Consider the following 12,884-nt stretch of genomic DNA (forward strand, 5'->3'; position numbering starts at 1 on the left):
TATCGAAGGAGACGAGGAGCGGCTGTGCCGCTACTCGCTGACGGCGGAGTAGGCGACGACGCCGCGGCGGATGAGGCCGATCGCGTCACGGCAGCGGCGGCGGAGGTCCGCAGGAATATCCGGGACCTTGGCGAGCTGGTCGATCAGGTCAATGACCTGCTTGGACCACCGCACGAAGTCTCCGGCAGCGAGCTCGGTCCCGTTGAGGGCCACCTGCAGGTGCTTCCCGCGCACCCACTTGTACATCGGCCAGACCAGTCCCAGTTCCGGCTCGCCCGTTACGGGAAGTTTCTCGGCCTCCTCGAGGTCGGTGAGCTCGGACCACTGGCGGATCAGGATGTCCACTGCCCCGTCAAGGACGGCGCTGGGCATCTTGGGACGCAGCCCGCGTTCTTCACGCTTCGGCTGGTACACCAGCGCTGTGGCAAGGCACGCCAGCTCAACGGCATCGACGTCGTCAAAAGCGCCGTTCTCCAGGCCAAGGGCAGCAAGCAGGTCCTTTTCGCCGTAAATCCGGCGCAGTTTGCTGCCGGCCGGGGTGACCTGCAGTACTCCCTGCTCATCCGGGCGCACATAGCCGTAGTGCTCCAGCACGCCGCTGACGCGGTCGAAAGTCTTGGCGATCGTGTTGGTCCGGCCCCGGATCTGGGCCGCCAGGTTGTCCGTCTCACGGCGCAGCTTCCACCACCGCTCGGCCCAGCGCGCGTGGTCTTCGCGGTCGCTGCAGCCGTGGCACGGGTGGGCCCGCATCTTTCGCCGAAGCTCGGCAATCGCACGCTCCTGCCGCTCCGAACCGGCTGCGTGCATGGAGGCGCCCCGGCCCCCTGCGGTGCGCGGCGGGCGGTGTTCCCGGAGCGCGTTCCGCAGTGAGGAAGCCAGGTCCCGCCGGTCCTTCGGGGCCCGTGCATTGAACGATTTCGGGATCCGGATCTGGGAGACCACGTCCACCGGCCCGTCGAGGTCCTGGACGTGCAGGCGCCGGATCTGTTTGTCCTCGGTCAGGATGGTCGGCCGCGGTTCACGGGCCTCGGAATCCGGGGAGAGGATTACTGCGAAGCCCGGGTTCCTGCCGCCGGGAACGTCCACCACGTCGCCCGGCCGAAGCGTCTCAAGGGAAGCTGCGGCTGCGCTGCGCTGGCTTCGTGCCCTGGTCCGGGACGCAGTGTGTTCAAGGTCGGAGAGCTGGCGCCGGAGACCGGCGTACTCCGTGAAATCGCCCAGGTGGCAGGTCATTGCCTTCTCATAGCCGGCAAGGGATTCCTCGCGGGAACGAACCTGACGGGCAAGGCCAACCACGGAACGGTCGGCCTGGAACTGCGCGAAGGAGGATTCAAGGATTTCCCTGGCACGGTCCCGGCCAAACTGGGCGATCAGGTTGATGCTCATGTTGTACGTTGGCCGGAAGGACGAATTCAGCGGGTAGGTCCGGCGCGAGGCCAGGCCGGCGACGGCGGCGGGATCGGTGCCCGGCTGCCAGAGCACGACGGCGTGGCCCTCTACGTCGATCCCCCGGCGTCCGGCGCGTCCGGTGAGCTGGGTGTACTCCCCCGCCGTGACATCGACGTGTGCCTCGCCGTTGAACTTGTCCAGCTTCTCCAGCACGACTGAGCGTGCGGGCATGTTCACGCCCAGGGCCAGGGTCTCCGTGGCGAATACCGCCCGGACCAGGCCGGCGGCAAACAGTTTCTCCACTACTTCCTTGAACGTGGGCAGCATGCCGGCGTGATGCGCCGCGAAACCGCGGATCAGGCCCTCACGCCAGGTCCAGAAGCCAAGGATCTCCAGATCGTCCTCGGGAATGTCCTGGGTTGCTTCGTCTACGGTGCGTGCAATGACGGCACGCTCGGCCTCGTTCGTCAGTGCCAGGCCAGAGTCCACACACTGCCGCACCGCGCCGTCGCAGCCGTTCCGGGAAAAGATGAAGGTGATTGCGGGCAGCAGGCCGCGCTTGTCCAGCTGGCTGATTACCTGGGGGCGGGAGGCGCGGGGTGTCCGGGTCATCGTGTGCCCTGCGGAGGCTCCCCTGACGTTGGCGGGCTTGCGGCCGCCGGTTCCGGAGCGAGGGCCGCCCCAGCGCCCGCGGTGGTTCATGCGGGACTCGCTTCGGGCCACCTCCAGCAGCTCGGGATTCACCTTGATGCGGTCTTTCGCCCCCTCTGCTGCACTGTTGTCCCCTGCGGCCTCGTCGAAGGTGACGTCGTTGGCGAAGAGGTCCAGGATTTCCCGGCCCACCATCACGTGCTGCCACAGCGGCACCGGGCGGTGTTCAGTGACTACGACGTCGGTGTCGCCCCGGACGGTGTCCAGCCAGGCGCCGAACTCCTCGGCATTCGAGACCGTGGCGCTGAGGGAGACCAGCTGCACGTCGGAGCTGAGATGAATGATGACCTCTTCCCAGACGGCTCCGCGGAACCGGTCAGCGAGGTAATGCACTTCATCCATGACCACGTAGCCCAGGTCGTCCAGGGTCTCCGAGTTGGCGTAAAGCATGTTGCGCAGGACCTCGGTGGTCATGACGACCACGGGCGCCTCCGGGTTGATGCTGGTGTCCCCGGTGAGAAGGCCGACGTTTTCGGATCCGTAGGACGCCGCAAGCTCGGTGTACTTCTGGTTGCTGAGCGCTTTGATGGGCGTGGTGTAGAAGGCCTTGAGTCCGCGTTCGAGTGCCATGTACACGGCGAACTCACCAACTACCGTTTTGCCGGCGCCTGTTGGTGCGGCAACCAGGACTCCGCGGCCGGCCTCCACGGACCGGCAGGCCTCCAGCTGGAAGGGATCGAGGTCAAAGCCCAGTGACTGCTCGAAGATTCCCAAACGGGTTCGTGCGTGGCCGGTGCGTTCCTTGGCGGCAAGATACCGTTCAGACGGGGATGTCATACCTCCAGCCTAGACGGTGGCCGGTACCGTTCGCCCCCCGCGGAATGCGAACCGGTCCCGGCCACGGTTCCGGGCAGGGAAAGCTAGAGGTCCTGGATGCTCGTGGCTTTGTCCGCTTCCGCGGATACTGCCGCTTCACGGGCCGCATTGCGCCGCACCCGCCGCTTGTCATTTATGAAGCACAGGCCGACGGCTACGGCAAAGAGAACCAGCAGCGGGGCGGCCAGATAGAACATGCTCAGCGCATCGCCGCCCGGAGCGGCCATGGCTGCGAAAAGACAGATGATGAAGACCGTGATTCGCCAGTACTTCACGATCGTCTTGCCGCTTAGCAGGCCCAGCAGGTTCATTCCCACCATGACAACGGGAATCAGGAACGCAATGCCGAAGGCCAGCAGCAGCCGCAGCACGAAGGCAAGGTAGACCGAGGCGGTAATGACGTTGGCCGCGCCCTCCGGTGTGAAGTCTGTAAGGACTCCGACGGCGTTGGGCAGGATGAGCCAGGCGAGCCAGACTCCGGCGAGGAACAGCGGAACTGCCGCGGACAGGAAGCCGAGTGCCGCCCGGCGCTCCTTCGTCTTCAGGCCTGGGGTGATGAAGGCCCACAGCTGGTAGAGCCAGAAGGGGCTTGAAACCAGCACGCCGATGAAGACGGAGACCTGGATCATCTGGTCGAAGGAGGTAGCCACGCCGTCGAAGTTGATCGTGGCAAGGCGTCCCTGCTCCTCGGACAGCTCCCGCACCGGACGCGTGAGCTCGTTGAACACAGGCATGTAGAGGAAGAAGCCGCCAACCGTGCCCAGGACGACTGCGATAGCCGCTTTAAAAAGCCGGTTGCGGAACTCCCTCAGATGCTCCTTGAGGGCCATCCGCCCTTCAGGGTTGGATTTGCGCCCCCGTTTAAGCGCCACAGCCGCTAGGGGTTGGCGGGCGGGTTACCGCTGCCGGTGTTTGGTCCTGGCGGCGGAGTGTGGCCTGCAGCCGGTCCCTGGTGAGGCGCGGAGGTGCCGGGGTTGTTGACCACGCGGCCTTCCACCGGATCGCCGTCGGCACCGGATGTGGTGTTTTCGTCCTTCATCTGGCGTACCTCGGACTTGAAGATCCGGAGGGACTGGCCAACGCTGCGCGCGAGCCCGGGCAGCTTCGGCGCACCGAAGAGCAGGATCGCGATAACGATGATGATGACAATGTGCCAGCCTTCTAGGCGCATGCCGGTGTCCTTTCGTTTACGTGCATTCTATGTCAGAGTCCGGGAATGTCGCGCCACGCGCGTGGTTGGCCGTGCTGGATCCTTCGCTGGACCCGGCGTTCGCGGCGGGCGTCCTTCCGGACGGCCTTACCCTCGTCATATCGACGCCGCTCTTCCTCCGGGTCCGCGAAAACTGCGGGCTGGAACGCCTTCTCCGGAGCGGCCGGTGCCGTTGCGGAGATGAAGGACAACCGGGAACCGGCTGCCTGCACTTCGCTCAGGACCGCCATGAACTTGCGGAAGAGCCGGTAGCCGATCAGGACATACAAGAGCAGGGCCACTGCTGTGAGTGCAACCCAAATCAAAATCCACGACCACCAAGGCATGTCTCCAGCATAGTGGAGCGCCGGAGCGAACCCGCGACGCGACGGGCCGCGACCGGAAGGGATTCATTCCGGGTTCATGCGTAGTTCACCAGGGCTGAGGCGAGCCAATCCTGGGTGCCGGCCCGCAGGTCAGCCGGTTCAAGAACGGCGCCGCCTCCGGCCAGACGTGCAATAAAGCCGGGGATCCAGCCGGTACTGCCCGTGCGCAGCACAACGGCCTGGCCGCCGTCATCAAGGCTGGTGCGCATCTGCGCGCTGTAGGCATCTGCTACCCAGGCGGCATCTGGTGTGAGACGGATTGTGACAAACTCGTCAGACTCCGCCGGCGTGAACAGGTTCTCCGGGAAGCGCGGCTGCGGCCCGGGAACGTCCGAAGGGGAGGCACCGGCGTCCGCGAGGGAAAGGATCCGGTCAACCCGGAAGAGGCGTCCTGCCTGGGCGCGTTCGCACCAGGCATCCACATACCAGACGTTGTTGTCGGAGAAGATGCGGCGGGGGTCGATCAGCCGCTCGCTGACTTCGTCCCGGCTGGGTACGACGTACCGGATGGCCAGCCGCCTGTTGTCGCTGATCGCCGTCCTGAGCTCGGCAAGAAGGCGGGGCGGTGCGCCGCCGGGAAGCAGCTCCGCAGCGAGCGAGTTTCCGGCGGTTCCGGCGGTTCCCGCGGCTTCGGTCAGCTTGGCGTGGGCGCTGGCGACGGCGTCTGTGGGTGCAGCACCGGGCAGGGCAGCAAGGGTGTCCAGGCCAACTACGAGGGCAGCGGCCTCTTCCATGCTCAGGCGCACCGGCTGCGACAGGTTCTCGGCATTGTCGATGTAGATGTCGCCGGTCTCGAAGTTCACGTCCATCAGCCCGTTGGGGTAGTACCTGGGACCGCTGACGAAAAGCAGGTTGAGGTCCGAGGCCAGCTGTTCCTGGCTGACGCCGAACTTCGCCGCGGTTTCAGCCATGTCGGCGCCCTGGTTGGCCAGGATATAGGGCACCAGATCCAGCAGCCTGCTCAGCCGGTCCTGGGCTCCGGGCGTCTTCGGAGCCTGTCCCCGGGGGGCGGAGGGTGCCTTGAACTCCGGCACGGGGGCTTCCTGCGCCACGGATGCGCGGGTCAGTGCTTCGGCTACGGCCGTCCGAAGGGCTGGTGGATGGACGGCTTCCGCGCTTTCGCCAAGCGCTGCGACGTCGGAGGCAAGGGTCTCAAGGTCGGTCACTGTGAACCAGAGGCGGTCACGGCCGGCCCGCGGCTCAGGCAGTTCCACGCTTTCCTGCGGTTCCGCGGCGCGCAGCCGCAGTTCCGCTCCGGCGCCGGAGCGTACGTCCACGGCAGCGGACTGGGGACTGAACACGGTGTCCAGTGAAGCCAGGGACGCGTGGATGTCGAAGCCGGCAGGAACGCTGTAGCCCTCTCCGTTTTTCTGCTTCACAGCCTTTACGGCACTGGTCATCCGTGAGAGCCGGAACCACCGCTCGGCGTTGCGGTCCGTGTCCCAGCCGACCAGGTACCAGTGGCCGTAACGGGAGCCCATCCCCCAGGGCTGCACCTTCCGGGTTGATTCCTGTCCGTTGGAGGTCCGGTAGCCGAAGGAGATGGCGGTGCGGTCCGTGACAGCACGGAAGACGGGTGTGAAGTTCGGGTCCTCGGTGCGGATGGCCGGCTGCACCGGGCTTGAGGCGGCGTCTTCGGCCAGCACACCCCGGGCCCTCAGTTTGCGCAGGGCACGGGCAGCTGCCGATCCGAGGGCAGCCTGTTCCCACATTTGGGCGGCCAGCGCCAGGACTGCCGATTCGGCGGGAGAAAAGGACACTTCGGGGAGCCGGTACTCCTCGCTCCGGATCCGGTAGCGCTGCGCGGCGTTGTCCTGCTCGTAGAGCGGATCATCGCTGTACGACTCCACAGGAATGCCCTGCTCGCGCAGGAAGGCCTTGTCCCGGTCAAAGAGCTTCTCCCTTGCCTGCGGCGTAGCGGCCTCGGAATAGAGCTCGATTTCTTCGAAGAGTTCCTGCTTGGTGAAGCCCCGCCGGCTGGAGAGCAGGGCTATGACCAGGTTGAGCAGGCGCTCGGTGCGGGTTTCAGCTGATTTCGGGGACACAGGGATAATCTACCGCCGCGGGCCCCGGATACGCGCAAAGGACGGCCGGGCGGTCTTGGAATGACGCGCCCGGCCGTCCTTTGCGGAACAGCTTCGCTCTGGCCCTAGCGGACTCCGAGGAGGTCCACGACGAAGATCAGGGATTCACCCGGGGCGATCGCCGATCCTGCACCGCGGTCACCGTAAGCCAGGTGTGCCGGGATTTCGAGGCGGCGGCGTCCGCCGACCTTCATGCCCAGCAGGCCCTGGTCCCAGCCCTGGATGACCTGGCCGATGCCAACCTTGAAATCCAGCGGAGCGCCGCGGTTCCACGATGCGTCGAACTCTTCGCCGGTGGAGAAGGCCACCCCGACGTAGTGGGTGGAGACGGTGTCCCCTGCTTTGGCCTCTGCGCCGTCGCCGACGATGATGTCCTCGATGACGAGGTCAGTGGGGGCGTCGTGTGCCGGGAAATCGATTTCCGGCTTCTGGCGGTCGTATTCGCGCTTTCCGAATGACATGGAACTCCTTCGTTATGGGACTGCCAGCAATCTTATCCGGATTGTCCGGTTACTTGGTCTCCAGGATGTCGACGACGAAGACCAGGGTCTCGTTCTGGAGTTCGTTGCCCTCGTTGGCGCCGTAGGCGGTGGCAGGAGGTGCGACGATCAGGATCTGTGAGCCCACCGTCTTGCCGGCCAGGCCGTCGGTCCAGGCCGAGATGACCTGGTTCAAGCCGAAGGACGTGGGTGCGCCGCGCTCCCAGCTGGAGTCGAAGACCGAGCCGTCGGACCATTTCACGCCGTGGTACTGCACAGTCACGGTGTCGTCGGCTTCGACAACGGGGCCGTCGCCCTTCTTCAGTTCCTGGGCAATGAGTTCGGTGGGAGCGTCGCCCTCGGGAATGGTGATGGACGGCTTGCCGTCGTCGTCGAGGGTAACGGTGGGCTGGCCCTCAACCGGGTCAACGTCGGAGCCCCAGGCGCGGGTGGGAACGTCCCGTGCGTCGGTGAGGGTGAACACGATGAACTGCGTGGCTGTGCCGGCCTGTTCGTTGCCGGGCACGTAGTAGGCGAAGTCGGAACCGACAGGGGCGCCAACAAGGGCGTCGTACATCTGTTCGTTGCCCTGCTTAAGGCTGTCATCCACGGCAATGTCTTCGGCAGCCTCGGCCGTGTACGTCTCCTGGCCTGCTTCACCGCTTTCGGGGTCAAGGACCACCAGCCGGACGGAAGCAGTCTGGCCTTCAGCCAGCTCCTCGCCGTCGCCGTCGTTGACCCGAACCAGCGTCGGTTCTTCGGCCGTCAGCGGGGTATCAAATTCCACAGTCGGGACAGCACCGTCACCGTTGGAACTGACCTTTACGGAGGAGAGCGGTTCGCTGCTGCCGCTTCCGGAGCATGCGGTGAGCATGAGCAGGGCGGGCAGGAGCAGAGCTAGTACTTTTCGCACAGTACTTCTTTCAGTGGCGGACAATGAGTCTCTGCCGGCAGCGGACAGTGCGGGGCATACCCGCACCCGGACCGGGCAGCAAGACCAACCCTAACGCCTTCACCTGAGAGGTTCCTAGAGCGTGGACAGCAGCGCCTCTACCCTCTCGTCCACGGCAGCGAACGGATCCTTGCACAGGACCGTCTGCTGGGCCCGATCGTTGAGCTTCAGATGCACCCAGTCCACAGTGAAGTCGCGGTTGGCTGCCTTAGCCCGGCGGACGAAGTCACCGCGGAGCTTTGCCCGGGTGCTCTGCGGCGGAACATCTACCGCCTCCTTTACGGCGCTGTCGTCCACCACGCGCGCCGTTTCGCCCCGCGACTGCAGCAGATAGAAGAGGCCGCGCTTCCGCGAAATGTCGTGGTAGGTGAGGTCTATCTGGGCCAGCCGGGGCGATCCCATGTCCAACCCGGCGCGTGCGGCATAGCGGTCCACCAGTTTCTTCTTGATGGCCCAGTCAATCTCCGTGTCAATGCCTGACGTATCCCCGGTCTCGACTGCATCCAGTGCGCGTCCCCAAAGATCCAGGATCCGGGGGACGTACCGGTTGTGCGGGCCGTTGTCCTGCACAAAGTCAGTGACCCGGTCCAGGTAGATGCGCTGTACCTCGAGGGCTGTCATGGTTGATCCGTTGGCGAGCTTCAGGGGCGCCGATCCGGTGAGGTCGTGCGAGATTTCCCGGATGCTGCGGATTGGGTTCTCCAGCCGCAGGTCCCGCATGATTACGCCGGCTTCAATCATGCGCAGCATAAGGTCCACCGAGCCGACTTTCAGCATGGAAGTCGTTTCGGACATGTTGGAGTCGCCGGCGATCACGTGCAGCCGGCGGTAGTGCTCAGCATCGGCATGGGGCTCGTCGCGGGTGTTAATAATGGGGCGTGAACGCGTGGTGGCGGAAGAAACGCCTTCCCAGATGTGGTCAGCCCGCTGGGAGAAGGCGTACAGCGAACCGGACTGGGTCCGCAGCACCTTTCCCGCACCCACAAGCAGCTGGCGTGTCACGAGGAACGGGATGAGGATGTCCGCAAGGCGGGAGAACTCAAGCCGCCGGGGTATCAGGTAATTCTCGTGGCTGCCGTAGGAGTTCCCGGCGGAGTCCGTGTTGTTCTTGAAGAGGTAGACGCTTCCGTTGAACCCTTCCGCTGCGAGGCGTTCCTCGGCTTCGTCCACGAGGTCGTCAAGGATAAGCTCGCCTGCGCGGTCATGGGCGATCAGCTGTGCTACGTCGTCACATTCTGCGGTTGCGTACTCGGGATGCGAACCAACGTCCAAATACAGCCTGGATCCGTTGGTGAGGAAGACATTCGAGGAACGCCCCCAGCTCACGACCTTGCGGAAGAGGTAGCGTGCAACCTCTTCCGGTGAGAGCGGCCGGGAATCCGGTCCCGAATAGGCAATACCGAATTCGGTTTCAACGCCGAAGATCCTGCGCTCCATCAGTCTCCTTCCGCGCTGGACAGCAATCGGTCCAGCTCAACGGTTCCTATCCTGCGGAAAGCCCTGACGGTTCCACGGGTAGAGAGCGGGTCCCGGTCCAGGACTGCAACTTCCAGCAGCCCCGCTCCGAGCAGTTCGGTTCCCGGCGCCGGTTCCGTGTCCGGTGCCGGCGCCGATTCGGGTGCCTGCCGGGTGGCGGACAGGGCCCTTACCGCAATCTGGATAGCTTCGCTGAAGGGCGTGTCCGGAGACCAGGTGCGGGCCAGGGAGTCGTTGACGATCTCGGCCTGGCCGCCCATCACCACGTAGTTGCTTTCGTCTGCGATCGATCCGTCGTAGGTCAGGCGGTAGAGATGATCGGAGTAGGGTTCCCTGCCCACCTCGGCGACGGCGAGTTCGACTTCGAAGGGTTTGCCCTCGGCGGTGAAGACCGAACCGAGGCTCTGCGCGTAGACACTTGCCAGGCCGCGCGCGGAAACGTCTTCGCGGGCGTAGGAGTAGCCGCGTACGTCGGCATACCGCACCCCGGCCTGCCGCAGGCTCTCGAACTCGTTGTACTTGCCGACGGCGGCGAACCCGATCCGGTCGTAGATCTCACCGAGCTTGTGGAGTGACGGAGACGGGTTCTCAGCCACGAACGCGATGCCGTCGCGGCAGGTCAGGACCACCACAGACCTGCCCCGTGCGATCCCCTTCCGGGCAAAGTCTGCCCGGTCCTTCATCAGCTGTTCGGGTGAAACGTAGAACTGCTGCGTCATTTGCTACGCCTCCCGTCCGGCTATGGAGCGGCGTGTAACCAGCTCTTCGGCGAGCTGGTGAAGTTCACGTTCCGGGATTTCGCGTATTCCTGCCGAGTTCACCACGTAGACCACCGGCCAGAGCTGCCGGACCATGTCCGGACCACCGGTAGCTGAATCGTCGTCCGCTGCGTCGTAAAGTGACTCAACGGCAATCCGCACTGCTTCGTCCTGGTCGAGGCCGGGCCGCCAAAGCTTTTTCAGCGCCCCCCGGGCGAAGACGGAACCGGAGCCCACACTGTGGTGCTCATACTCTTCGTACCGCCCGCCCGTGACGTCGTAGGAGAACATCCGTCCGGTGTGCCGTTCGGTGTCGTATCCGGCAAACAACGGGATCACTGCCAGCCCCTGCAGGGCCAGCGGCAGGTTTTGCCGGACCATGGCCGCGAGCCGGTTGGACTTGCCGTCCAGGCTCATCGGTGTGCCTTCGATTTTCTCGTAGTGCTCCAGCTCCACCTGGAAGAGCCGGATCATGTCCAGCGCCAGGCCTGCGGTGCCGGCGATGCCGAGCACAGAGTAGGTGTCCGCCGGGAAAACCTTGCGGATGTGGCGGCTGGCAATCATGTTGCCCATCGTGGCCCGCCTGTCCCCCGCCATGAGGACGCCGCCGGCATAGGTGAGGGAGACGATCGTGGTGGCCTGCGGCGCCGCCGCGGAAGCCGATCCTGCTGGGGCTGTTCCGAGCCTGCGGGCCGAAGGCAGCAGCTCCGGATGGTGGCGGCTGAGGTGTTCACTGAATGATGAGCCCGCTGCCGCGGCCATCGTGTGCGCAGGATCCGTTGGCGTCATCCGCTACTGCCCGCCCTTCTGGATGAACCCGCGGACGAACTCTTCGGCGTTGTTCTCAAGCACGCCGTCGATCTCATCCAGGAGATCGTCAACACCTTCGGTCTGGGCGGAAGACTGCTCCGCGGGTTCTCCCGCGGGAGTTGGAACTTCTTCGGTTTCTTCGACTTCCTGCGGACGTGATCCGGTTTTCCTGCGGTCCTGGGTTGCCATGATGCGTGCCCTTTCTTGCTGGCGAATGTGACCTACGTCCTATGGTGCCACGGTCGGCTCCGGACCGGTCAGGAGTCGGGTGACAAAGTCCTCCGCGTCCGCGGAAACGTCGAACAGCTCTCCCGTCAGTTCCCTGGTTCCCCTGAGCGGTTCCCGGGTGGGAATGCGCTGCAGCCGGCGCCGGGAAGGCAGTTCGAAGATGATGGAGTCCCAGCTTGCACCGATCACTTCTGCGGGGAAACGGGTGATGCACCGGCCACGGAAGTACGCACGGGTGTCTTCGGGCGGATGCGTTACTGCCGCGGCGATCTGTTCGTCCGTAAAGAGCCGTTCCATCTGGCCGCGCGCCGCCAGCCGGTAGTAGAGACCCTTCTCCGGACGCATGTCCGAGTACTGGAGGTCTATCAGGTTAAGCCGCGCATCGTTCCAGTCGAGCCCGTCGCGGTCGCGGTATGCCTGCAGCAGCCGGAGCTTCGCGACCCAGTCCACCTGTGCCGAGGCTGCCATCGGGTCACGCTTGAGGGTGCCCACCACGGAACTCCACCTGCTCAGCACGTCTTCCGTGGCGGCGTCGGCTCCGCCTTCGCGCCGGGCGTGGGCTGCGGCGGCTTCGAGATAGATTTCCTGCAGGTCCAGCCCCGTAAGATGCCGGCCGTCCTTCAGCTCCACCAGGGTGGTGAGCGAAGGATCGTGGCTGATCGCCTGCAGCGCGCCTACAGGATCCCGGAGCTCGATCTGGGGAGCCGTGCCGTCCTCAATCATGGACAGGACTGCCGACGTCGTTCCCACCTTCAGCAGCGCAGAGACCTCGCTGAGGTTGGCGTCCCCAATGATCACGTGCAGGCGCCGGTACTTCTCGGCGACAGCATGCGGCTCGTCGCGGGTGTTGATGATCGGGCGCCGGATGGTGGTTTCGAGGCCGACCTCGGTTTCGAAGAAATCAGCCCGCTGGCTGAGCTGGTAGCCCCTGCGCTGGTTGCTCGTCCCGATGCCGACCCGGCCGGACCCGCAGATCACCTGGCGGGAGACAAAGAACGGGAGCAGTCCGGCAACCAGCCGGGTAAAGGGCACACTGCGGGGAACAAGGTAGTTCTCATGCGCACCGTAGGAAACGCCCTTGTTGTCCGTGTTGTTCTTGTACAGGTGGACCGGCGCAAACCCAGGGGTCGCGGCGATGTGCCGCATGGCGGTGAGCACCACGGCGTCGCCGGCTTTGTCCCACAGCACGGCGTCCTGCGGGTTGGTGGTCTCCGGCGAGGAATACTCCGGATGTGCATGGTCAACGTACAGACGGGCACCGTTTCCAAGCACCATGTTCATCAGCACGGAGTTGTCTTCAGCCTCCCCGTACAGGGCCGAGGGACCGCCGCCTTCCATGGCGATCTGCTCGGCATCCAGCACCGGCGGGGCGTCCGTCAGCTGGGTGGGGTCTGCCGCCGTGCGGGGCACCGTGTACCCGCGGGCATCATTCAGCGGTGCCTCGTCCGTGTAGTCCCAGCGCGTGCCGGACAGGTTGCCGTGTCCTGCCCGGACACTGGCCGCGTAGGCATTGACCACCTGGCTGGACAGCACGGTGGCATTCGCGTTTGGCAGTGCCGGCGCCAGGACCCCGTACTCGGTCTCTGTGCCCATTACCCTCCGGACC

12 protein-coding genes are annotated in these 12,884 nt (G+C 65.0%); all 12 read right to left on the bottom strand.

Annotation, left to right across the window (positions count from 1 at the left end):
• Positions 1-30: 30 nt before the first annotated feature.
• Positions 31-2,877 (bottom strand): DEAD/DEAH box helicase, encoded by a 2,847-nt coding sequence (locus tag AO716_RS12095; protein WP_055241069.1) that lies wholly within the window; start codon positions 2,875-2,877, stop codon positions 31-33.
• Positions 2,878-2,960: 83 nt separating this feature from the next.
• Entirely contained in the window at positions 2,961-3,746 is a 786-nt protein-coding gene (tatC, locus tag AO716_RS12100) for a twin-arginine translocase subunit TatC (RefSeq protein WP_055241070.1), read from the bottom strand.
• A gap of 47 nt (positions 3,747-3,793) precedes the next feature.
• Entirely contained in the window at positions 3,794-4,087 is a 294-nt protein-coding gene (gene tatA, locus AO716_RS12105) for a Sec-independent protein translocase subunit TatA (RefSeq protein ID WP_055241071.1), read from the bottom strand.
• Positions 4,088-4,119: 32 nt separating this feature from the next.
• The gene (locus tag AO716_RS12110; protein ID WP_235472078.1) at positions 4,120-4,407 is read right to left on the bottom strand and encodes a hypothetical protein; all 288 of its coding nucleotides are present in this window, start codon (positions 4,405-4,407) and stop codon (positions 4,120-4,122) included.
• 119 nt (positions 4,408-4,526) lie between these two features.
• Positions 4,527-6,536: a helix-turn-helix transcriptional regulator gene (locus tag AO716_RS12115; protein WP_055241073.1), complete on the bottom strand. Its 2,010-nt coding sequence runs from the start codon at positions 6,534-6,536 to the stop codon at positions 4,527-4,529.
• A 104-nt stretch (positions 6,537-6,640) separates the two neighbouring features.
• Positions 6,641-7,036: an FKBP-type peptidyl-prolyl cis-trans isomerase gene (locus AO716_RS12120; protein ID WP_055241074.1), complete on the bottom strand. Its 396-nt coding sequence runs from the start codon at positions 7,034-7,036 to the stop codon at positions 6,641-6,643.
• 49 nt (positions 7,037-7,085) lie between these two features.
• Positions 7,086-7,967 (bottom strand): FKBP-type peptidyl-prolyl cis-trans isomerase, encoded by an 882-nt coding sequence (locus tag AO716_RS12125; protein WP_055241075.1) that lies wholly within the window; start codon positions 7,965-7,967, stop codon positions 7,086-7,088.
• 114 nt (positions 7,968-8,081) lie between these two features.
• Complete coding sequence (gene pafA / locus AO716_RS12130; protein WP_055241076.1) at positions 8,082-9,443, bottom strand: Pup--protein ligase; 1,362 nt, start codon at positions 9,441-9,443, stop codon at positions 8,082-8,084.
• On the bottom strand, positions 9,443-10,201 hold the full coding sequence (prcA, locus tag AO716_RS12135) for a proteasome subunit alpha (RefSeq protein ID WP_055241077.1): 759 nt from the start codon (positions 10,199-10,201) through the stop codon (positions 9,443-9,445). Before prcA ends, pafA begins: the two co-directional genes overlap by 1 nt.
• A 3-nt stretch (positions 10,202-10,204) precedes the next feature.
• On the bottom strand, positions 10,205-11,029 hold the full coding sequence (gene prcB / locus AO716_RS12140; RefSeq protein ID WP_055241078.1) for a proteasome subunit beta: 825 nt from the start codon (positions 11,027-11,029) through the stop codon (positions 10,205-10,207).
• 3 nt (positions 11,030-11,032) lie between these two features.
• On the bottom strand, positions 11,033-11,239 hold the full coding sequence (locus AO716_RS12145) for a ubiquitin-like protein Pup (protein ID WP_055241079.1): 207 nt from the start codon (positions 11,237-11,239) through the stop codon (positions 11,033-11,035).
• 39 nt (positions 11,240-11,278) lie between these two features.
• A complete protein-coding gene (gene dop / locus AO716_RS12150) occupies positions 11,279-12,871 on the bottom strand; it encodes a depupylase/deamidase Dop (protein ID WP_082413528.1) in 1,593 nt (530 codons plus the stop codon).
• Positions 12,872-12,884 lie beyond the last annotated feature (13 nt).

This window comes from Arthrobacter sp. Edens01 (assembly GCF_001307035.1).
Lineage (GTDB): Bacteria > Actinomycetota > Actinomycetes > Actinomycetales > Micrococcaceae > Arthrobacter_B.